The following is a 20752-nucleotide window of genomic DNA, read 5'->3' as shown; positions in this document are numbered from 1 at the left end:
CCGCCGGACGGTACCGGCGGGGCTGTCGCCTATCAGGGTGGTCCGCCGCCCGGCCCCTTCCCGGCCCCCGCCCGCGCGGGTCAGAGTGCGGACACGGCGAGCCGCCCGGCTCGCCGGACCACGGGGGTTGATCCACCATGCGCACGACCGTCCTCGCCGCCACCCTGGCGGCCACCGCACTCGTCCCGGCCACCGCCCTGTCCTCAGGTGCCGCGCCGGCCGTCCACTCCGCGCACGAGCAGTCGCGCAGCGCACCGCACGCCGCACCCGCGGGCCTCGCGCCCTGCGGAGCGGGGCAGCTCTGTCTCTGGGCGAAGCCGGACTTCACCGGAACCAGGCACGTCAGCGAACTGTCCACCGTGGACATCGAGAGCTGCGTCCCGCTGCCGGCCGGCGGCCACGCCCAGGCACTCGTCAACCGCACCGGGCGGCCCGTCACCACCTACCAGTCGGCCGAGTGCGCCGAGACCGGTGAGTTCGAGACCTACCCGGGCGGCGGCACCTGGGTGCCCCGGTCGCCCTACACGGTGCGGGCCTTCAAGATCTGGGAGAGCTGACTCGATCTCTAGGTTGAAGATCAAGTGAGGCGCGGGGGGCCTCGGCGGCCACGGGTGCGGGCACCTGACCCCCGGGCGCGGGGACGTCCGGGGCACCCGTCCGCACCTCGGGCACGGGGCGGGATGCCTCCGTGCCCGACAGCCGGGCCACCTCGGACCGCAGCGCGCGGACCTCGCTCGTCAGTGCCTCCAGGAGCGCGGTCTGCCGGCGCTCCTCGGCATCGTCCCGCTCGAAGCGGGAGATGAACCACGCCGCGATGTTGGCCGTCACGACACCGAGGAGGGCGATCCCGGAAAGCATCAGGCAGACGGCGAGCAGCCGTCCCAGACCGGTCGTCGGTGCCAGGTCGCCGTACCCGACGGTCGTCATCGTGGTGAACGACCACCACACCGCGTCGCCGAGCGTCTTGATGTTCCCGTCCACCGCGTTCCGCTCCACCTGGAGCACGGCCAGCGAGCCGAACATCATCAGCCCGGCCACCGTGCCGCCGACGTAGGCCGTCAGCGTGACCTGGGAGGCCATCCGGGCCCGCCTGCCCATCAGGAGCAGCGCGGACACCACCCGGAGCAGCCGCAGCGGCTGCACCAGTGGCAGCAGTACCGCCAGCAGGTCCAGCGGATGTCTGCGCACGAAAAGCCACTTGGCGGGTGCGAGCGCCAGCCGCACCAGGTAGTCGACGGCGAAGGTCGCCCACACGGCCCACTCGGCGGCCAGGCACGCCTCGTGCGTCCATCGCGGGGCGCCCGGCGCGACGATGGGAACCGCGTAGGCGATCGCGAACGCGAGAGCGAGCCCCAGTAGCGGGACCTGCATGCGCTGTTCCCAGCGGATCTGGGCGGTTCGCTCTTTCATGTCCGGCATCGTAGGGAAACGCACGGGCGGCGGACCCGCTGGGTCCGCCGCCCGTCACCGGATCGTTGCCGTCGCGCCCTACGCGTCGCCCCCGGCCGGGCCGGGCCCTGCGGCGGCCACGTCCAGCAGTTCGTAACGGTCGAGCGCCGTCTTCAGCGCCGAACGGTCGATCTTGCCTTCCTTCGCCAGCTCGGTCAGCACCGCGAGCACGATCGACTGCGCGTCGATGTGGAAGAAGCGGCGGGCCGCGCCCCGGGTGTCGGCGAAGCCGAAACCGTCCGCACCCAGCGACTGGTACGCGCCGGGCACCCAGCGCGAGATCTGGTCGGGCACGGAACGCATCCAGTCCGAGACCGCCACGAACGGGCCCGCGGAGCCGGACAGCTTCTGCGTCACATAGGGCACACGCTGCTCCTCCTCCGGGTGGAGCAGGTTGTGACGCTCCACCTCCACGGCCTCACGGCGCAGCTCGTTCCAGGAGGTCGCCGACCAGACGTCCGCCTTCACGTCCCACTCGTCGGCGAGGATCCGCTGGGCCTCCACCGCCCACGGGACCGCCACACCGGACGCCATGATCTGGGCCGGGATCCGGCCCTTCTCGCCGTCGCGGTAGCGGTACACGCCCTTGAGGATGCCCTCGACGTCCACGTCGGCGGGCTCGGCGGGGTGCTGGATCGGCTCGTTGTAGACGGTGAGGTAGTAGAAGACGTCCTCGCTGTCCTCGCCGTACATCCTGCGCAGACCGTCCTTGACGATGTGCGCGATCTCGTACCCGAACGCCGGGTCGTAGGAGACGCAGGCGGGGTTCGTCGACGCGAGCAGCTGCGAGTGGCCGTCCGCGTGCTGCAGCCCCTCACCGGTCAGAGTCGTACGACCGGCGGTCGCGCCCAGGACGAACCCGCGCGAGAGCTGGTCGGCCATCTGCCAGAACTGGTCACCGGTGCGCTGGAACCCGAACATCGAGTAGAAGACGTAGACCGGGATGAGCGGCTCACCGTGCGTGGCGTACGCCGAACCCGCGGCGATCAGCGACGCCGTGCAGCCGGCCTCGGAGATGCCGTCGTGCAGCATCTGGCCGGTCGGCGACTCCTTGTAGGCGAGGAGGAGCTCCCGGTCCACGGACTCGTACTGCTGACCGAGCGGGTTGTAGATCTTCGCACTCGGGAAGAAGGCGTCCATGCCGAACGTGCGGTACTCGTCGGGCGCGATCAGCACGAACCGCTTGCCGATCTCCTTGTCCCGCATAAGGTCTTTCAGGACGCGGACGAACGCCATGGTCGTGGCGATCGACTGCTGTCCCGACCCCTTCTTCGCGGTCGCGTACGCCTTCTCGTCCGGAAGGGGAAGCGGCTTCGCCCGCACCACGCGCGTCGGGACGTAACCGCCCAGACCCTTGCGGCGGTCGTGCATGTACTGGATCTCCTCCGAGTCGCGGCCGGGGTGGTAGTACGGCGGGTTGCCGTCCTCCAGCTGCTTGTCGGGGATCGGGATGTGCAGGCGGTCGCGGAAGCGCTTGAGGTCGTCGGCCGTGAGCTTCTTCATCTGGTGGGTCGCGTTGCGGCCCTCGAAGTTCGGTCCGAGCGTCCAGCCCTTGACCGTCTGCGCCAGGATCACGGTCGGCTGGCCCTTGTGCGCCTTGGCCGCCGCGTAGGCCGCGTAGACCTTCCGGTGGTCGTGACCGCCGCGGCCCAGGTGCAGGATCTGGTCGTCGGACATGTCCTTGACCATGTCGCGCAGCCGCGGGTCGTCACCGAAGAAGTGCTCACGGATGTACGCCCCGGTCTCGGTCGCGTACGTCTGGAACTGGCCGTCCGGGGTGGTGTTCAGCTTGTTGACCAGGATGCCCGTGCGGTCCTGCGCGAGCAGCGGGTCCCAGGTGCGGTCCCAGACCAGCTTGATGACGTTCCAGCCGGCACCGCGGAACTGCGACTCCAGCTCCTGGATGATCTTGCCGTTGCCGCGCACCGGCCCGTCGAGCCGCTGCAGGTTGCAGTTGACCACGAAGGTGAGGTTGTCCAGACCCTCACGGGCGGCGATGGAGAGCTGGCCGAGCGACTCCGGCTCGTCCATCTCGCCGTCGCCGAGATAGGCCCAGACGTGCGACGCGGAGGTGTCGGCGATGCCGCGCGCCTCCATGTAGCGGTTCATCCGCGCCTGGTAGATCGCGCCGAGCGGGCCGAGGCCCATCGAGACGGTCGGGAACTCCCAGAAGTCCGGCATGGACCGCGGGTGCGGGTAGCTGGACAGCGCGTGCCCGGCCTTCGACTTCTCCTGGCGGAAGCCGTCGAGCTGGGCCTCGCTCAGGCGGTCGAGCAGGAAGGCGCGGGCGTAGATGCCCGGGGACGCGTGCCCCTGGAAGAAGATCTGGTCACCGCCCAGGCCGTCGTCCTTGCCCCGGAAGAAGTGGTTGAAGCCCACGTCGTACAGCGAGGCGGACGAGGCGAAGGTGGCGATGTGGCCGCCGACACCGATCCCGGGACGCTGCGCGCGGGAGACCATCACCGCGGCGTTCCACCGGGTCGCGTTGAGGACCTTGCGCTCGATCTCCTCGTCGCCGGGGAAGAACGGCTCGTCCTTCGTGGCGATCGTGTTGACGTAGTCGGTGCTGCGCATCTCGGGCACGGCCACGCGCTTCTCACGCGCGCGCTCGATGAGCCGGAGCATCAGATAGCGGGCCCGCTCACGGCCGCGCTCGTCGACGGCGGCGTCGAGGGAGTCGAGCCATTCCTGGGTCTCTTCAGGATCGAAGTCCGGGACCTGGCTCGGAAGGCCGCCAATGATGATCGGGTTGCGATCGGATCCGGAAGCCACGCTGTTCCTTCGCTGTTCGGTGGTGCTCTTCGGGGCCTGGTTGCGGGGAACGTACCCCCGGGCGGCTGCTGTAAGCCGTGTCCATCGTGTACCGCGAGGGCCCAAACGTCATCTCTACTGTGGGGTAACACAAGGTTCCCGGACGCCGTGTCCGGGCACGAGCACGGCAGTGTCGGGGGCGGCCCCGCCCAAACCGCAACCATACGCCCAACCCGGCCAAGCGTTCCCAAAGCCCGTTCGAATCCGAATGGCGGAGCGAAACGGCATAAGCTGAGGAAGGACGTAAAGGGTCCGGACACCGTTTCCGGCCCCGCAGGGGACATGCCGGACGTTGCGGTGACGTGGCAGGGAACGTCACCGTTTAGGCGGTCTCGTACGCCGGGTACTTGCGCGATTCGCCGAGCCCGTGTGGACTACGGCCAACGCCCCGCGCACGCGCGTGGCTGAAGCATTTTCCGAAACATGATCAGGAGGCAACCCGTGAGCGCGACCGCGGACCACGCGGAGGAACGGACCAACACGGCCGCGAGGCTTGGGTTCGAACCCGGACAGGTGGTCCAGGAGATCGGCTACGACGACGACGTCGAGCAGGAGCTCCGTGAGGGCATTGAGGCCACAATCGGCCAGGAACTCGTCGACGAGGACTACGACGACGTCGCTGACGTCGTCCTGCTCTGGTTCCGCGACGAGGACGGCGACCTTACGGACGCGCTGGTGGATGCCATTGGTCTGATCGAGGACGGCGGGGCGGTCTGGCTGCTGACGCCCAAGACCGGCCGAGACGGATACGTCGAGCCGAGCGACATCAACGAGGCTGCCCAGACAGCTGGTCTTGCCCAGACCAAGAGCATCAACGCGGGCAAGGACTGGACGGGCAGCCGTCTGGTCACTCCCAAGGGGGCCAAGGCCAAGCGCTGAGAGCTCCTTCACCACCCGAGGCCCCCGACGGCAGCCCGCCGCCGGGGGCCTTCGTACGTGCGGGTGCGGGCCTTCCCTGATCCGGTGGGGGGCGCTGCGTAGGGTGGGAGCCACCCGGACGGCCCAGGCCGGGGAAGTGCGACGTTTGCGAAAGGACGCGTTCACATGGCGATCGAGGTCGGCACGCAGGCTCCGGATTTCGAGCTGAAGGACAACCACGGGCGGACCGTGAGGCTCTCCGACTTCCGGGGTACCGACGGCGCCAAGAACGTGGTGCTGCTCTTCTACCCCTTCGCCTTCACCGGCGTCTGCACGGGGGAGCTGTGCGCGCTCCGCGACGAGCTGCCGAAGTTCGAGAACGACGACACCCAGCTGCTCGCCGTCTCCAACGACTCGATCCACACCCTGCGCGTCTTCGCCGAGCAGGAGGGCCTCGAGTACCCGCTGCTGTCGGACTTCTGGCCGCACGGGGAGACCTCGCGGGCGTACGGCGTCTTCGACGAGGACAAGGGCTGCGCGGTACGCGGCACGTTCATCATCGACAAGCAGGGCGTGGTCCGCTGGAGCGTCGTCAACGGCCTGCCGGACGCGCGTGACCTGAACGACTACGTCAAGGCGCTCGACTCGATCTGATCCGGGGACGCCCCCGGACCGGCCCGCGCGCGGTCCGCCGCCCGGGATGTGCGGGATCCCGGGTTTGCGACCCGCCGGATACGGGGATCTCCTGGCGGCGACCGGCCAAAAGCCTGTTTTGGCCGGGAACCGGTCACTAGGATCCAATCGTTGATCCTATGCCAACGCACAACGGGGGCGCTGGTGTCTGCCGGCCCTCGCAACACTTTTTGGAGGACTCGTGGGAGTCAGCCTCAGCAAGGGCGGCAACGTCTCGCTGACCAAGGCCGCGCCGAACCTGACCGCGGTCATCGTCGGTCTGGGCTGGGATGCCCGGACGACCACCGGTGGTGACTTCGACCTCGACGCCAGCGCGCTGCTGACGAACGCCGAGGGCAAGGTCGGCAGCGACGGGAATTTCGTCTTCTTCAACAACCTCAAGAGCCCCGACGGCTCCGTCGAGCACACCGGTGACAACCTCACCGGTGAGGGCGAGGGCGACGACGAGGTCATCAAGGTCAACCTGGCCGGCGTCCCGGCCGACGTCGACAAGATCGTCTTCCCGGTCTCGATCTACGAGGCCGAGAGCCGTCAGCAGAGCTTCGGCCAGGTGCGCAACGCGTACATCCGCGTGGTGAACCAGGCGGACAACACCGAGCTCGCCCGCTACGACCTCAGTGAGGACGCCTCGACGGAGACCGCGATGGTCTTCGGCGAGCTCTACCGCAACGGCGCGGAGTGGAAGTTCCGCGCCATCGGCCAGGGGTACGCCTCGGGTCTGCGCGGCATCGCGCAGGACTTCGGCGTCAACGTCTGAGCCGGTCCGGACCCACATCCGGACCCTCCAGGCTCCACCACGTCCGGCGCCGCACCACGTGCGGCGCCGGACGTGCTCGGCAGGGCGCCCCGCGTCCTTGGGCGCCCGTGCCGGGCCGGCAAGACCGTCCATCGACTCGGGGAGGACACATCATGGGCGTCACGCTCGCCAAGGGAGGCAACGTCTCCCTCTCCAAGGCCGCACCGGATCTCACGCAGGTGCTGGTCGGGCTCGGCTGGGACGCGCGATCCACGACGAGAGCCGACTTCGACCTCGACGCCAGCGCACTGCTGTGCCAGTCGGGCCGGGTCCTCGGCGACGAGTGGTTCGTGTTCTACAACAACCTCACCAGCCCCGACGGCTCCGTCGAGCACACCGGTGACAACCTCACGGGTGAGGGCGACGGCGACGACGAGTCCGTCATCGTGAACCTGACGCAGGTGCCGGCGCACTGCGACAAGATTCTTTTCCCGGTCTCGATCCATGAAGCCGACAATCGTGGGCAGACATTCGGTCAGGTCAGCAATGCCTTCATCCGCGTGGTGAACCAGGCGGACGGTCAGGAGCTGGCGCGGTACGACCTCAGCGAGGACGCGTCCACGGAGACGGCGATGATCTTCGGTGAGCTCTACAGGTACGGCGGGGAATGGAAATTCCGTGCAGTCGGACAGGGGTACGCATCAGGGCTCCGGGGCATCGCTCTAGACTTCGGGGTCAACGTTTCGTAAAGCCGCGCACGGCGCGGGGGAGCCCCGTACTCACCGGGGGAGACCCTTACACACATGATGGGGTAGCCAGTGGTTCTGAAAACCTTCGGCTGGTCGTTCGCGGTCACCGCGCTCGGCCTGGTCGCAGCGGTGTTCTACGGGGGGTGGCAGGCATTCGGCGTCGTCGCGATCCTGTCGGTCCTGGAGATCTCGCTGTCCTTCGACAACGCGGTGATCAACGCCGGAATCCTGAAGAAGATGAGTGCCTTCTGGCAGAAAATCTTCCTCACCATCGGCGTGCTCATCGCGGTCTTCGGTATGCGGCTGGTCTTCCCCGTCGTGATCGTGGCCGTCAGCGCGCAGCTCGGACCCATCGAGGCCATTGATCTCTCGTTCAATGATCCCGACCGGTACAAGGAACTGGTGACGGACGCCCACCCGTCCATCGCCGCCTTCGGTGGCATGTTCCTGCTCATGATCTTCCTCGACTTCATCTTCGAGGACCGTGACATCAAGTGGCTCGGCTGGCTCGAGCGCCCGCTCGCCAAGCTCGGCAAGGTCGACATGCTGTCCGTCTGCGTCGCGCTCATCGTCCTGATGATCACGGCCATGACGTTCGCGACCCACGCCCACCAGCACGGCGGCGGTCACGCGGACAAGGCGGAGACCGTGATGCTCTCGGGCATCGCCGGTCTGATCACGTACCTCGTCGTCGGCGGCCTGTCCGGATTCTTCGAGAACAAGCTCGAGGAGGAGGAGGAGCGCGAGCACGAGGCGGAGGAAGAGGCCAAGAAGGCCGGCAAGCCGGTCTCCGGTGTCGTCCTGGCGGGCAAGGCCGCGTTCTTCATGTTCCTCTACCTCGAGGTCCTCGACGCGTCCTTCTCGTTCGACGGCGTCATCGGCGCCTTCGCCATCACCAACGAGATCGTGCTGATGGCCCTCGGCCTCGGTATCGGCGCCATGTACGTCCGTTCGCTCACCGTGTACCTGGTCCGCCAGGGCACCCTGGACGACTACGTCTACCTGGAGCACGGCGCGCACTACGCGATCGGCGCCCTCGCGGTCATCCTGCTCGTCACGATCCAGTACGAGATCAACGAGCTCATCACCGGTTCCGTCGGCGTCATCCTGATCGCCTGGTCCTTCTGGTCCTCGGTCCGGCGCAACAAGGCCCTCGCGGCGTCCGGCGGCGACGGTTCCAAGGCGGAAGTCTCCTCCGGGGTGTGACCCGGTAGGGAATGAGGAACGCTCTCTCTGCGGGGCGGCCCACGGCGGCGGTTCTCCGGGAACACCCGGACCCGGCCCGGTGGCCGCCCCGCAGCGCCATGTGGGCGTGCGGGCCGCGCAGACGGGGCCGGGCGGTACTTACCGATACATGTGGGGGTTGGGATGGCCTTCTGGGACGGCCTGTTTCCGCGGCGGGCCGCGCAGTTCGAGTCGGGTAACTCCGCGACGAACTCGATCGTGCTCTCCAAGCGCAACGCGACGGTCTCGCTGAACAAACAGGGCGCGCTGACCGGCAATCTGCGCGTCAACCTGTCGTGGCGGATGCGCACGTCGGACTTCGGCGGCAGGTCGCGGCAGAGCGGCCGGCTGCTGCGTCCGCTGAAGCTCTTCCAGCCGGACGTCGTGCAGGCGCACACCCAGGGCATGGTCAACGTCGACCTCGACCTGGGCTGCATGTACGAGCTGACGGACGGTACGAAGGGGGTCGTGCAGCCCCTGGGCAACTTCATCGGCGACCTGAACGGGCCGCCGTACATCAGGCTCAGCGGCGACGACCGTTTCGGGGCGCCGTCGGGCGAGACCGTCTACGTGAACCTCGACAAGCGCGACGAGATCAAGCGCCTGCTGTTCTTCGTCTACATCTACGACCAGACCCCGGCCTTCGACCGCACGCACGCCAAGGTGACGCTCTATCCGGGCAACGGCCCGCGCATCGAGATCGAGCTGGACGAGCGGGCTCCGCAGGCCCGCTCCTGCGCGGTGTTCACGGTGGACAACGTCAAGGGCGAGCTGATCGTGCGGCGCGAGGTGAAGTTCGTCTACGGCTTCCAGTCGGAGCTGGACCGGATGTACGGCTTCGGTATGCAGTGGGGGCGCGGCTACAAGACACGGGCCTGAGTGCGCGCCGTGGAGGGCGGCCGCGCCTCCGGCTCACGGCCGGAGGAACTGCGGGCCCTGCGGGGGGAGCACGAAGTTCGGGTCCGCGGCGGGCGCCGCCGCCGCGGCGGGCTGCGGGTAGCCGTAGGCCGGCTGGGCCGCCGGGGGCTGCGGGTATCCGTAGGCGGGCTGCGGGGCCGCGGGGGGCTGCTGCGGGTAGCCGTAGGCCGGCTGGGGCGCCACAGGGGGCTGTGGGTAGCCGTAGGCGGGCTGCTGGTGCTGGACCGTGGCCTGCGAGTCGGGCGCGGGCGCGGTGGGCTCCGGCGCGGGCGGGAAGGACGTGGACGGCCCGGGAGGGCTGGGCACGGCCGCCGGGCCCGGCTCGGACGCGGCCTCGGCCTCGTCCACCGAGATCCCGAAGGCGGTGGCCAGACCGACGAGGCCCGTCGGGTAGCCCTGTCCCACCGCACGGAACTTCCAGCCGTCGCCGCGCCGGTACAGCTCGCCGCAGATGACGGCGGTCTCCTCACCGGTTTCCGCCCGCACGTCGAAGACCGCCAGCGGCTCACCGTCGGCCGAGGCCGCGTCGTACAGCGATATCCGCAGGTCCGTCACGCGCTCGAACGCGGACTCGTCGCAGGACGCGGCGATGACCACCTGGTCCACGGAGGGGTCGAGCGAGGAGAGGTCGGCCTCGATCGTGTCCGTGAGCCCTTCGGGGCCACTGCGCTTGGGCAGGCGCCGCACGAGGCCCGAAGGGTGCCGCGGCTGGTTGTAGAAGACGAAGTCCTCGTCGGAACGCACCCGCCCGGCGGGGCCGATCAGCAGGGCGGAGGCGTCCACATCCGGCACCCCGGGGCCCGGGGTCCAGCGCAGCACGGCCCGTACCGCCGTGGCGTCGAGAGGGACGTTCGAGCCCTTCAGCATCGCGTGCGTCATGGCGGTCATCCTGCCTGCTGGTGGGGTGTCCGGACAACGCGGGGGTACGAGCCAGTAGGCCAGGCACTGTCCGCGGCGGCCCGGCAGGCGCGCCGCGCGACGTGCGCATTACGCCGGGGACACGCGAAGTTCACCGTGCCGGGGAACTGGCGACACCTCCCCGAACGTACTATTACCGGCCATACGTTTGTCCGGTCTCTATGGCAGTACGGGGGAATCACATGCGTCATTTCGGGCACATCTCGCCCGCTGTCCGCGAGAGCCTGTTCTTCAGGGAGCCCTGTGAATTCCACACGGGCTCCTCGCCCCACGTGCTGTCCGCGGCTCTGGGTGCCACTCTCTACAGCCCCGCGACGCGGCCCAGGCTGGCCGACGACGTGATCAAGCAGGCCGGTCAGGGAGTCGTCTCCATGGTGCTCTGCCTGGAGGATTCCATCGACGACGCCGAAGTCACCGGCGCCGAGGCCAACCTCGTCCGGCAGTTCGCCGACCTCGAGGCGAGGGACGCGGAGGTGCCTCTCCTGTTCGTGAGGGTCCGCGAACCGGACCAGATCTCCGACCTCGTACAGCGGCTCGGAAGCTCCGTCCGATTGTTGTCCGGATTCGTACTTCCCAAATTCACGGAGGACCGGGGCGAGCTCTTCCTGGAGGCTCTCACCGCGGCCGAAGCCGCCAGCGGGCACCGGCTGTTCGCCATGCCCGTCCTCGAATCACCCGAGCTGCTCCACCTGGAGACCAGGGGGGAGACCCTCCGCGGGATCGCCCGCACCGTCGACAAGTACCGCGACCGGGTCCTGGCCCTGCGGCTCGGTGTCACCGACTTCTGCTCCGCCTACGGTCTGCGCCGGGCGCCCGACATGACGGCGTACGACGTACAGATCGTCGGCGCCGTCATCGGCGACGTCGTCAACGTGCTGGGCCGCGCGGACGGCACCGGTTTCACCATCACCGGGCCGGTGTGGGAGTACTTCCGCCTCCAGGAGCGGATGTTCAAGCCCCAGCTGCGCCGCAGCCCCTTCATGGGGCAGGCCGAGGAACTGCGCACCGCCCTCATCGAGCACGACCTCGACGGACTGCTGCGCGAGATCGAGCTCGACCGGGCCAACGGACTGCTCGGCAAGACCTGCATCCATCCGTCCCACGTCCTGCCCGTGCACGCGCTGTCGGTCGTCAGCCACGAGGAGTACAGCGACGCGCAGGACATCCTGCGGCCGGAGCGGGGCGGCGGCGGGGTGCTGCGCTCCGCGTACACCAACAAGATGAACGAAGTGAAGCCCCACCGCGCCTGGGCCGAGCGGACCCTGCAGCGGGCCGAGGTCTTCGGCGTGGCCCGTGAGGACGTCGGCTTCGTGGAGCTCCTGGCCGCCGGCGTGACGGGCTGACGGCCGGCATGGGCGAGTACGGGCGGGCACACGAGCACATACGGGAAGAAGAGGCAGTGGACGTGGAGTGGTCGGGTAACTGGGTCGCCGGGCGGCTCGGGGTCGAGCTCGCCGGCGACGGCGAACTCCGGGAGCTGCTGGGCCTCGCCCTGCGCCGGAACCCGAAGCGGGCCCATCTGCTCGTTTCGAACGTGCTGGGCAAACACGTGCCGCAGAGGCCGTCCCTCGTCCACGGCGTCGGTTTCGAGCTAGGCGAGAGGGTCCGGAACCTCCTGGGCGAGGCGGAGGCCCGCCGTGCCGTCGTCCTCGGGTACGCGGAGACCGCGACGGGCCTCGGCCACGCCGTCGCGGACGGGATCGGCGTCGCTCCGTACCTCCACTCGACCCGGCGGCCCGTCGAAGGCGTCGCGACGGCGGGCGGCTTCGAGGAGGCGCACTCGCACGCCACCTCCCACCTGCTGCTGCCCGAGGACCCGGACCTGCTGCACGCGAAGGAGGCGGGCTCACCGCTGGTCCTGGTCGACGACGAGTTCTCCACCGGCAACACCGTCCTCAACACCGTCCGGGCCCTCCACGCGCGCTACCCCAGGGAGCGGTACGTCATCGTCGCCCTGGTGGACATGCGGTCCGAGGCCGACCAGGGGCGTCTCGCCGAGTTCGCCCAGGAGATCGGCGCCCGCGTCGACCTCGTGGTGCGGGCGCGTGGCACCGTGCGCCTGCCCGACGGAGTCCTGGAGAAGGGCCGGAGCCTGGTCGCCGCGCACGAAGCAGGCCACGCGCCCCGTGCGGCCGGCGCACCCCGCGCGCCACGGCCCGCCCCCGTCCGCGTCCCCCTCGACTGGCCGGCCGGCGTGCCCGACGGGGGCCGGCACGGCTTCACCCCCGTCCACCGCGCGGCCCTGGAAGCCGCCCTCCCGGCCATGGGGGCGCGCATCGCCGACGCCCTGGGCGACGCCCGCAGGGTGCTCGTCCTCGGCTTCGAGGAGCTCATGTACGCGCCTCTGCGGCTCGCCACCGCCCTGGAGGACGCCACCACCGCCGAGGTGCGTTACTCCACCACCACCCGCTCACCCGTGCTCGCCGTCGACGACCCCGGTTACGCGATACGCAGCCGCCTCGTCTTCCCGGCCCATGACGACCCCGCCGACGGGCCCGGCGACCGGTACGCCTACAACGTCGCGGGCGCGGGGTTCGACGCCGTCGTGGCCGTCGTCGACTCCGCAGCCGACACCCCCGCCCTGCACGCCCCCGACGGTCTGCTGGCCCAGCTCGCCGGGCACACCGACCAGGTCCTGCTCGCGGTGATCCCCTCGTACACCCCGCCGCCGGCCCCCGGCGGGACCGTGCCGACGACCTCCCACAGGCAGGAAGCCGCCATGCTGCCCGACCCCCTCCGGGGCCCCGCCTTCTCCTCCTACGCGGCGGACGACGTCGGCTGGCTGCTCCAGGACCTCTCCCACACACGACTGGAGGCCCCCACCGAGGAGCGCGAGGAGGCCATCCAGAGCGGCGGCGCCCATTACGCCGAATCGCTCCCCGTCGAGTACCAGCCGAGCCCTCGGTACCAGGAGCTGTTCAAGGCGGCCTCGGAGACCTCGGCGGCCCGGATCGCCCGTGCCGTCGGCACCGTCACCGAGACCGTCCTCGCGGAGAGGGGGCCCCGCCCCGTCCTGGTCTCCCTCGCCAGGGCCGGCACCCCCGTCGGCGTCCTCATGCGCCGATGGGCCCAGCACCGGCACGGCCTCGACCTGCCGCACTACGCCGTCTCCATCGTCCGGGGCCGGGGCATCGACGCCAACGCCCTGCGCTGGCTGGCCGCCCACCACGACCCCGCCGACGTCGTCTTCGTCGACGGCTGGACCGGGAAGGGCGCCATCACCCGGGAGCTGGCCGCGGCACTGGAGGACTTCGAGGGCTTCGACCCGGAGATCGCCGTACTCGCCGACCCCGGCGGCTGTGTGCGGACGTACGGGACGCGCGAGGACTTCCTCATCCCGTCCGCCTGCCTCAACTCCACGGTGTCCGGACTGGTCTCCCGCACGGTCCTGCGTTCCGACCTGGTCGGCCCCCACGACTTCCACGGGGCGAAGTTCTACCGCGAACTCGCGGACTCCGACGTCTCGGGTCTGTTCCTCGACACGATCACCGCCCGCTTCGACGAGGTCATAGACGCCGTCGACGCCGAGGCGAAGGACATGCTCGCAGCGGACCGCGCCCCCACCTGGGAGGGCTGGGCCGCCGTCGAACGCATCAGCGAGGAGTACGGCATCCACGACGTCAACCTGGTCAAGCCCGGCGTCGGCGAGACGACCCGGGTGCTGCTGCGCCGCGTCCCCTGGAAGATCCTGGCCAAACGGGGAGCCGGCGCCGACCTCGACCACGTACGGCTGCTCGCCGAACAGCGAGGCGTCCCCGTCGAGGAGGTCGGAGAGCTCCCGTACACCTGCGTCGGGCTGATCCACCCGAAGTACACCCGAGGCGCCACCGGTGCGGACGGCACGGCGGTGGCGGCGAAGTGAGCGACACCGTGAGCACGACCCCGGGCACCGCTGTGGACGCCCGCGTGCATGCCGCCGACGCCCCTGTGGAGGCTGTGGACGCCCCTGTGGAGGCCGCCGTCGACGCCGTGGACGCCCCCGTGACGCTGGTGGCCAGCGACCTGGACCGCACCCTCATCTACTCGGCGGCGTCCCTGCAACTGGCCATGCCGGACGCGCAGGCCCCGCGCCTGCTCTGCGTGGAGGTGTACGGCGGTGCGCCCCTCTGCTACATGACGGAGACGGCCGCCGCACTGCTCGACGAACTCGCCCGCACCACGGTCTTCGTCCCGACCACCACCCGCACCCGGGAGCAGTACGGCCGCATCCACCTCCCCGGACCCGCCCCCACGTACGCCATCTGCGCCAACGGCGGGCACATCCTGGTCGACGGGGTGTCCGACCCGGACTGGCACGACCACGTGGTCCGGCGGATCGAGGACGAGTGCGCCTCCCTCGCCGAGGTCCGTGCCCACCTCCGGGCAGCCGGCGACCCCTCCTGGCTGCTCAAGGAGAGGATCGCCGAGAACCTCTTCGCCTACCTCGTCGTCGACCGCGGCGCCCTCCCCGAAGGCTGGGTGAAGGAGCTGACGGCCTGGGCGGACCCCCGGGGCTGGACCGTCTCCCTCCAGGGACGCAAGATCTACGCCGTACCGAAGCCGCTCACCAAGAGCGCCGCGATGCAGGAGGTGGCCCGCCGCTGCGGCGCCACGCTCACGCTCGCGGCCGGCGACTCGCTCCTGGACGCCGACCTGCTGCTCGCCGCCCACCGGGCATGGCGCCCGGGTCACGGCGAGCTCGCCGACTGCGGCTGGGGCGCGCCCAACACCGAGGTGCTCAGGGAACGGGGCGGCGCCGCGGGCGAGGAGATCGTGCGCCGGTTCCTGCGCGCCGCCGGCCGCCGGCAGGCGAGCCGCTGAGCGGGCGCGGGCGATCTTCGGCAAGCTGGACGGGCCGCCGCGAACGGAGGAGACCCGCATGACCAAGGGCAACGACACCAAGATCACCGACGAGCTGTACGCGTACGCGCTCGCCCACAACCCCGCGCTGGACGAGGTGCAGCGCGAGCTCGTGGAGACCACGTACGCCGAGCTGCCCGACCAGGCGGGCATGCAGTCCGCGCAGGAGCAGGGCCCGTTGCTCGCCTTCCTCGTCCGGCTGACGGGCGCCCGGCACATCGTGGAGGTCGGTACCTTCACGGGGTTCTCGGCGCTGTCGATGGCCCAGGCCCTGCCCGGGGACGGAACGCTGATCGCCTGCGACATCTCCGAGGAGTGGACGGCGTACGCCCGCGAGGCCTGGGGGAAGGCGGGCGTCGCCGACCGGATCGACCTGCGGATCGCGCCCGCGCTCGACACCCTGGCCGCCATGCCCGCCGAGCCCCACATCGACATGGCCTACCTGGACGCGGACAAGGGCAACTACATCGCGTACTGGGAGGCACTGGTCCCGAGGATGCGCCGGGGCGGGCTCCTCGTCACCGACAACGTCCTCTTCCACGGGCGTGTCACCGACCCACTGGCCACCGGGGACGCCGCCGCCATCAGGGGCTTCAACGACCACGTGGCCGCCGACGACCGGATGGACAGCGTGCTGCTGACCGTGGCGGACGGCCTGACGCTCTCACGCAGGAGGTAGCGGGCCCACGGACGCAGGGACCCGGCCGCGCAGTCGACGGGCCTCGCGGCCTGCGGGCTTCGCGACCCGCGCTCCCCTCGGCCTGCGGGCCTTGCGCTGGTCGCCGCTCGTGGTCCGCGGGCCGTGAAGCCCGCGGACGTCAGCCGCAGCAGCCGCCACCGCAGCAACCTCCGCCGCCTCCACCACCGGCCGACGGCGCGGCGGGAGCGGCGGAGGAGGCCGAGCCGCCCACGGCCACGGTGGAGAGCAGCTTCACGGTGTCCTCGTGCCCGGCGGGGCAGGAGGCGGGTTCGGACGACTCGGCCATCGGGCGGCTGAGCTCGAACGTCTCGCCACAGGGGCGGCAGCGGTACTCGTAACGAGGCATGCCCCCAGATTAGAGCCTCTTTCCCTTCACGACCTCGGGCATCGGGGGACGAGCGCGGCGTTCCTCCCTGGCGGCCTGCTCGGGATGGCGGGCCCGCCAGTAGGGGTTGTCGTGCGGCAGACCACCGCTGACCCGTCCATACATGCCGAACATCATCAGCAACAGCCCGACCACGAAGCTGAACAGCACGTTCTGCATGCGGAAGGCCAGGAAGTTCATGCCGCTGTCCAGCAGGGCCAGGTTCACGAAGCCACTGAGGATGAAGGCGATACCCAGGACCATGTTCAGGGTCGACGCGAAGTTCCCGCCGATGACCATGCCGACGAAGAGCAGCAGCCCGACGCAGATGGACAGGATGCTCAGCGCACCGTTGGTGTTGAGGCCCGCCACCGTGTCTCCGCCGGTGTCGAAGAAGCCGATACGGTCGATGAGCCCCAGGATGCCGAAAGCGAGCAGCAGCAGGCCCATCAGGCCCGCGCCCACCCGGTAGAACCGGCTGAGGCCGTGGTCGACGGGCAGGTGCTCGTCGAGTCGGATGGCTTTGCGGGGGGTGTACCTGCCACGCCCCGGCCCGCCGTGCGGGGGTCCGTCCTCGCGCCGGCGTGAGGGACGCATGACGTGTGTGGCCATGACGGCCTCCTTAAGCCGCGTGCGGCCAGGGACGCCTCAGCGGAAGCCGCTGCGTACCTCCAGCATCGGCCCACCGGCTGCGGGGGACAAGTCAACCGTTTCCGGCCCGTTCGCCGTCAGTGCCTGAGCGGACGCAGCAGCCGGCTTCCACGGGCGGCTCCCGGGGGCCGGGCGGCACGGCGGGCGGCGACGACGGACGGTGGTGGTGGCGGTGGTGGACGGGCGCCGTCAGGCGCCTCCTCCCAGCTCCTCCCGGATGGCCGAGACCACCCGGTTCGCGGTCGTGCGCACGGCCTCGGTCTCCATGAGGAAGTGCCAGTAGTCGGGATGGCGCTCGTCGAGCGCGGCGATCGCCCGCTCCAGCCGTGCCACGGCGTCGTCAAGCGGCCGGGCGTGACGCGGGTCGGGCGTGTGGCGCCCGGCCATCGCGAGGCGCTGGGCGTCCCGGATCGCGAAGCGGGTGCGCTCGATCTCCGCCTGGGGGTTCTTCGCCACCGCGTCGAGCCGCTGAAGCCGGTCACCTGCGGCGGAGACCGCCTCGTCGGTCGCGTTGAGCAGCGCCCTGACCGTACTCAGCCGGGACGTCGCATCCGCCCAGCGCTGCTCGGCCCGGGCCTCGACGGCCTCCGCGAGCTTCGCCTCGGCCTGCCGCACATTGACGGCCGCCTGTTCGGGCACCGGTTGCAGGTCCTGCCAGCAGGCCGCCGAGAAGCGCCGCCGGAGCTCGCTGAGCACGGGCTCGACCTGCCCGGCGCGCGTCGTCAGCGCCTGGGCCCGGGTGCGCAGCGACACCAGCCTCCGGTCGATCTCGGCCGCCCGCTGGGGAAGCCGTTCGGCCTCCGCCCGGACCGCTTCGGCGTCCCGCAGCACCTTGTCCGCGCGCTGCAGCGTCTCGGCCACGCCGTGCCGCCCCGCGCCCTGGTTGAGCTTGGTCAGCTCCGGCGCGAGAGCCGCGAGCCGGGCCGCGAGATCGTCCGCCCGGAGCCCGGAAGCGCGGACAGCGTCCAGGGCGTTGCTCGCGGCCAGCAGCGTCTGGCGGGCCCGCTCCACAGCGGGGGCGAGCCGCGCGAGCTGGGTCTCCGCGCTGCTGAGCAGCGTCCCGAGCCCCTGGGCGAACCGGTCGAGCTCACCCTTCACCCGCACGAGCTCGTCCTTGGCCCGGGTCAGCTGGGTGCGCGCACCGGCCGCCGCCGAGGGCTCCAGATCGTCACGGTCGAGGTCGTGGGCGTCGACCGCGGTGATGTAGAGGTGACTGACCTCGTCGATCCGCCGCCCCAGCGCCGCGAAGTCCTCCGCCACCTTGTGTGCGCGGGGCGAACTGTCCACGGCGGTGATCGTCTCGATCGAGATCTGCAGGTCGCGCTGAGCGGTGTCCAGCTCGTAGAAGGCGGCGGCCGCCGCGTCTTTCGCCGCCTGGGCGTCGGCCCGCTGGTTCTCCCCGCGCCCCCCGAACCAACGGCGCGTGCCCCCGCCCGCGAAGGCCCCGGGGATCGCGGCGACGGCAAGGGGCACCGGCAGCAGCATCAGCACCAGGACGTCCCTGACGGCGGAACCAACACTCGCTTTCGCCTGCGGCCGCGTGTGTGTCGCCGTCACATCCCTCTCCCGTGCCGATCCGCCCTGCCCGGTTCATTCTCGCACCAGTTAGGACGAACGCACGGGCCGGTTAGTTCGCACTTCGGACGGTGACTTCGCCGTTGTCACTCCGTGCCTTCACCACGTGCGTGCTGCTGTCGCTGCGGGGCACGTCGACGGAGACGGCACCGTTGTCGGCCTCCGCCGACACCGCGTACGTGTCCTTTCCGGCCGGCAGGTCGATGGAGATGCTCCCGTTGTCACTGACGGTGTCCACCAGATCCGGTACCCGGGTGAACCCCAGCTGGACCGACCCGTTGTCCGAGCGTGCGATCACCGAACTCCCCGAGACCCGCTCGGCCTCGATCGTGCCGTTGTCGGCACTCAGCTTGAGCGGACCGGACACGTCACGCACGGTGACCCCGCCGTTGGCGGCGGAGATGTCGAGCGCGGCGGTGAAGCCCGCCGCGGTGACCTCCCCGTTGTCCCCCTGCACGGTCAGCGCCAGCCCGTGGGGCACCTTCACCTCATGGTGCGCCTGGCAGTTGCTGATCACGGCCCGGCACTTCACCTCGAGCCTCAGCTCGTCGCCCTCGAGCTTCCAGACGGGGTCCGGACCACTGCCCAGCGCGACCCACCCGTCGACCCGGCGGGTCACCTCGATCTGCTCCACGTCGGCGGGCACCAGACGCAGGGTCGAGTTCTCGGCGTCGATGGTGAGCGCCTTCCCGCTGAACGCGAACGACTTGTGCTCGGCGGGGGCGTCCTCCGCGTCCGCACTGCCACAGCCACTGAGCGCGGCGACGAGGAGCCCGGTCCCGGCGATCGCCACGAGGGCGTCGGTACGTCGTGTGCGGATGGTCATGATGTCGAGTCCCCCTGAGAGCGCTGCCGGTGTGGCTCCACCGTATGTACGGGCCCCCACCGGGGACGATCCGGACGGCTACCGTCTCGGGGTGGGGATATCCCCCGTACCGGCCGGGGCCGGGGCCGGGGCCTCGGGCCCGGAGCAGGGGGAGCGGAGGACCGGTGGCCCGGGCCGGAACCGGATTGCGGCTGAGGGCGCTGGGCCATGTAACCTGTTGCCTCATCCACGGGTGCGTAGCTCAGGGGTAGAGCGCTGCTCTTACAAAGCAGATGTCGGCGGTTCGAAACCGTCCGCGCCCACCAATAAAAAGCACGACGAAGGCCCAGGTCACCGGTACCGAACCGGAAGCCTGGGCCTTGTTCGTTGCTCGGCTGCGGGGCGGGAGAGAGGCGTCGTGCCGCTTACGTGCCGGATGCGTCGCGGGGCTGCCGGCGGAGCCTTTCTGATCTGCTCGTCGATGTGAGCGGCGATCGTGGGGGTCGGGGCCGTTCACGGCATACCTCCGTGAGGGATGTTGACCACGATCGGAACACTCCCTTCGAGCAGGTAGGGATGTTCGGGGAAGTAATCGACGTGGAGGTGACCGCCGTCCTCGGCGGTAGCCATGGCCTTCAGGTTGTCCGCCAGGATCGCCCTGGCACCGGGATTGCCACTGATCACCAGGACCTGCCGCGATGCGTCGCGTGCGATCAGCACCCCAGCGCCGGAGGCCTGCCTGACTTCGATGCCGGTCAAGGTGTCCTCATCGCGCGATGAGGTGGCTCCGATGAACCCGTCACCCTCGGCCACTGCGTGTGCCAGGCAGGCCAGCTCCTCGGCTGACGCGGTGACATCTACTTCACCGAAGACCGGATCGGAAACGAGTCGCACGAGCGGCACTCCTTCATCGCGAACTCCCATGATGCCGTTGGGTTTCTCCGTCCTGTCCTCACCCCCAGGCTGGCCAGCGGAGGTCAGGTACGTCGGAGTCCATCACGGGACACGTGCGGTAGAACTTTCTCTACTTCATCAAGGCACCCGGCTGCGCTCCGCTCCGCCGGGCGCGCTTCCCGGCTCTGGCTGCGCCCGCGCTCCTGCCTTCGGCCCGCTCGGCGCTGCCGCCGCCGACGCGCGCCCACAGGGGATAGGCCCAAGGGCATGAGACGAGAACCAAGCCCGCGGCTTTAAGACATGCCTCCGGCGGGGGCGCTACGGCATCGGGATGGCGATGGCGCCGTTCGCGAGTGCCGGCCGGAGCGTGGTGAGCGTCGTGGTGGCTCCCATCCCGACCACCTTCGACCCAGGCAGAGCCGAGCAGTCGCGGCCCAGGGCGTCAAGGTCGTTCGTACAGTGGCGCGCTCCACCTTGACGCCCTGAACCACGACCGCTCCACGGTGTGTGGGTCGAAGGCGGACGGGATGGGAACTGGGGTAGGTGGTTGGCTGAGCGAGATGGGTGC

Annotated in this window: 19 protein-coding genes and 1 tRNA gene; 12 read left to right on the top strand and 8 right to left on the bottom strand. The window is 70.2% G+C overall.

Features of this window, described 5'->3' with window-relative positions; genetic code table 11:
• Positions 1-137 precede the first annotated feature (137 nt).
• Positions 138-557, top strand: coding sequence for a peptidase inhibitor family I36 protein (locus ACHFIV_RS25110; protein ID WP_398973212.1), 420 nt, complete (start codon positions 138-140; stop codon positions 555-557).
• On the opposite strand, the gene ACHFIV_RS25105 is transcribed toward ACHFIV_RS25110, so the two are convergent.
• Both ACHFIV_RS25105 and aceE read right to left on the bottom strand, forming a co-directional pair.
• Positions 538-1410: a potassium channel family protein gene (locus tag ACHFIV_RS25105; protein WP_398973210.1), complete on the bottom strand. Its 873-nt coding sequence runs from the start codon at positions 1408-1410 to the stop codon at positions 538-540. The two genes, ACHFIV_RS25110 and ACHFIV_RS25105, sit on opposite strands and share 20 nt — an antisense overlap.
• Positions 1411-1488: 78 nt before the next feature.
• The gene (gene aceE / locus ACHFIV_RS25100; protein WP_398973208.1) at positions 1489-4221 is read right to left on the bottom strand and encodes a pyruvate dehydrogenase (acetyl-transferring), homodimeric type; all 2733 of its coding nucleotides are present in this window, start codon (positions 4219-4221) and stop codon (positions 1489-1491) included.
• Positions 4222-4701: 480 nt separating this feature from the next.
• On the opposite strand from aceE, the gene ACHFIV_RS25095 reads away from it, so the two are divergent.
• The 6 genes from ACHFIV_RS25095 (at position 4702) to ACHFIV_RS25070 (ending at position 9399) form a co-directional block, all read left to right on the top strand.
• A complete protein-coding gene (locus ACHFIV_RS25095) occupies positions 4702-5139 on the top strand; it encodes a DUF3052 domain-containing protein (protein ID WP_124276683.1) in 438 nt (145 codons plus the stop codon).
• Between the two features lie 165 nt (positions 5140-5304).
• On the top strand, positions 5305-5772 hold the full coding sequence (locus ACHFIV_RS25090) for a peroxiredoxin (RefSeq protein ID WP_398973204.1): 468 nt from the start codon (positions 5305-5307) through the stop codon (positions 5770-5772).
• Positions 5773-5992: 220 nt separating this feature from the next.
• On the top strand, positions 5993-6568 hold the full coding sequence (locus tag ACHFIV_RS25085) for a TerD family protein (protein ID WP_203185949.1): 576 nt from the start codon (positions 5993-5995) through the stop codon (positions 6566-6568).
• A 152-nt stretch (positions 6569-6720) separates the two neighbouring features.
• On the top strand, positions 6721-7296 hold the full coding sequence (locus tag ACHFIV_RS25080) for a TerD family protein (RefSeq protein WP_398973201.1): 576 nt from the start codon (positions 6721-6723) through the stop codon (positions 7294-7296).
• A gap of 69 nt (positions 7297-7365) precedes the next feature.
• Positions 7366-8502: a DUF475 domain-containing protein gene (locus ACHFIV_RS25075; RefSeq protein WP_398973197.1), complete on the top strand. Its 1137-nt coding sequence runs from the start codon at positions 7366-7368 to the stop codon at positions 8500-8502.
• Positions 8503-8664: 162 nt separating this feature from the next.
• Positions 8665-9399, top strand: a complete 735-nt coding sequence (locus ACHFIV_RS25070; RefSeq protein ID WP_398973194.1) for a Tellurium resistance — start codon at positions 8665-8667, stop codon at positions 9397-9399.
• Between the two features lie 33 nt (positions 9400-9432).
• Here the strand turns inward: ACHFIV_RS25070 and ACHFIV_RS25065 are convergent, their stop codons facing one another.
• Entirely contained in the window at positions 9433-10317 is an 885-nt protein-coding gene (locus tag ACHFIV_RS25065; protein WP_398973191.1) for a TerD family protein, read from the bottom strand.
• A gap of 221 nt (positions 10318-10538) precedes the next feature.
• Between ACHFIV_RS25065 and ACHFIV_RS25060 the strand changes: the two genes are divergently transcribed.
• From ACHFIV_RS25060 to ACHFIV_RS25045, 4 genes are read left to right on the top strand one after another with little or no spacing between them, the layout of a single operon-like run.
• Positions 10539-11699, top strand: a complete 1161-nt coding sequence (locus ACHFIV_RS25060) for an HpcH/HpaI aldolase/citrate lyase family protein (protein WP_398973189.1) — start codon at positions 10539-10541, stop codon at positions 11697-11699.
• Positions 11700-11707: 8 nt separating this feature from the next.
• Positions 11708-14218, top strand: coding sequence for a phosphoribosyltransferase (locus ACHFIV_RS25055; protein ID WP_398973186.1), 2511 nt, complete (start codon positions 11708-11710; stop codon positions 14216-14218).
• A gap of 8 nt (positions 14219-14226) precedes the next feature.
• Positions 14227-15156 carry an HAD family hydrolase gene (locus ACHFIV_RS25050; protein ID WP_398973184.1) on the top strand — a complete coding sequence of 310 codons (930 nt, stop codon included), beginning with the start codon at positions 14227-14229 and terminating at the stop codon, positions 15154-15156.
• Positions 15157-15214: 58 nt separating this feature from the next.
• Complete coding sequence (locus ACHFIV_RS25045; protein WP_398973181.1) at positions 15215-15874, top strand: O-methyltransferase; 660 nt, start codon at positions 15215-15217, stop codon at positions 15872-15874.
• A 139-nt stretch (positions 15875-16013) separates the two neighbouring features.
• Here the strand turns inward: ACHFIV_RS25045 and ACHFIV_RS25040 are convergent, their stop codons facing one another.
• From ACHFIV_RS25040 to ACHFIV_RS25025, 4 genes are all read right to left on the bottom strand, one after another.
• Positions 16014-16241: a zinc ribbon domain-containing protein gene (locus tag ACHFIV_RS25040; protein ID WP_398973178.1), complete on the bottom strand. Its 228-nt coding sequence runs from the start codon at positions 16239-16241 to the stop codon at positions 16014-16016.
• Between the two features lie 9 nt (positions 16242-16250).
• Positions 16251-16871, bottom strand: a complete 621-nt coding sequence (locus ACHFIV_RS25035) for a DUF4383 domain-containing protein (RefSeq protein ID WP_398973175.1) — start codon at positions 16869-16871, stop codon at positions 16251-16253.
• A 228-nt stretch (positions 16872-17099) separates the two neighbouring features.
• Positions 17100-18467 carry a hypothetical protein gene (locus ACHFIV_RS25030; RefSeq protein ID WP_398973173.1) on the bottom strand — a complete coding sequence of 456 codons (1368 nt, stop codon included), beginning with the start codon at positions 18465-18467 and terminating at the stop codon, positions 17100-17102.
• 70 nt (positions 18468-18537) lie between these two features.
• On the bottom strand, positions 18538-19311 hold the full coding sequence (locus ACHFIV_RS25025; RefSeq protein ID WP_398973171.1) for a DUF4097 family beta strand repeat-containing protein: 774 nt from the start codon (positions 19309-19311) through the stop codon (positions 18538-18540).
• A 230-nt stretch (positions 19312-19541) separates the two neighbouring features.
• On the opposite strand from ACHFIV_RS25025, the gene ACHFIV_RS25020 reads away from it, so the two are divergent.
• Positions 19542-19616 (top strand) — tRNA-Val (locus tag ACHFIV_RS25020).
• 187 nt (positions 19617-19803) lie between these two features.
• Here the strand turns inward: ACHFIV_RS25020 and ACHFIV_RS25015 are convergent.
• Positions 19804-20184, bottom strand: coding sequence for an Imm32 family immunity protein (locus ACHFIV_RS25015; RefSeq protein ID WP_398973168.1), 381 nt, complete (start codon positions 20182-20184; stop codon positions 19804-19806).
• Positions 20185-20752: the final 568 nt, after the last annotated feature.

The sequence above is a fragment of the Streptomyces sp. ALB3 genome (assembly GCF_044385685.1).
In the GTDB taxonomy this organism is placed as follows: domain Bacteria; phylum Actinomycetota; class Actinomycetes; order Streptomycetales; family Streptomycetaceae; genus Streptomyces.
This window is presented reverse-complemented; position numbering and strand designations above follow the sequence as displayed.

Excerpts from the sequence above, each read along its gene's own strand:
- ACHFIV_RS25110 (WP_398973212.1), top strand. The coding sequence starts at position 138 with ATGCGCACGACCGTCCTCGCCGCCACCCTGGCGGCCACCGCACTCGTC.
- ACHFIV_RS25105 (WP_398973210.1), bottom strand. The coding sequence starts at position 1,410 with ATGAAAGAGCGAACCGCCCAGATCCGCTGGGAACAGCGCATGCAGGTC.
- ACHFIV_RS25090 (WP_398973204.1), top strand. The coding sequence starts at position 5,305 with ATGGCGATCGAGGTCGGCACGCAGGCTCCGGATTTCGAGCTGAAGGAC.
- ACHFIV_RS25080 (WP_398973201.1), top strand. The coding sequence starts at position 6,721 with ATGGGCGTCACGCTCGCCAAGGGAGGCAACGTCTCCCTCTCCAAGGCC.
- ACHFIV_RS25065 (WP_398973191.1), bottom strand. The coding sequence starts at position 10,317 with ATGACGCACGCGATGCTGAAGGGCTCGAACGTCCCTCTCGACGCCACG.
- ACHFIV_RS25070 (WP_398973194.1), top strand. The coding sequence starts at position 8,665 with ATGGCCTTCTGGGACGGCCTGTTTCCGCGGCGGGCCGCGCAGTTCGAG.
- ACHFIV_RS25045 (WP_398973181.1), top strand. The coding sequence starts at position 15,215 with ATGACCAAGGGCAACGACACCAAGATCACCGACGAGCTGTACGCGTAC.
- ACHFIV_RS25025 (WP_398973171.1), bottom strand. The coding sequence starts at position 19,311 with ATGACCATCCGCACACGACGTACCGACGCCCTCGTGGCGATCGCCGGG.
- ACHFIV_RS25035 (WP_398973175.1), bottom strand. The coding sequence starts at position 16,871 with ATGGCCACACACGTCATGCGTCCCTCACGCCGGCGCGAGGACGGACCC.
- ACHFIV_RS25060 (WP_398973189.1), top strand. The coding sequence starts at position 10,539 with ATGCGTCATTTCGGGCACATCTCGCCCGCTGTCCGCGAGAGCCTGTTC.
- ACHFIV_RS25040 (WP_398973178.1), bottom strand. The coding sequence starts at position 16,241 with ATGCCTCGTTACGAGTACCGCTGCCGCCCCTGTGGCGAGACGTTCGAG.
- ACHFIV_RS25055 (WP_398973186.1), top strand. The coding sequence starts at position 11,708 with ATGGGCGAGTACGGGCGGGCACACGAGCACATACGGGAAGAAGAGGCA.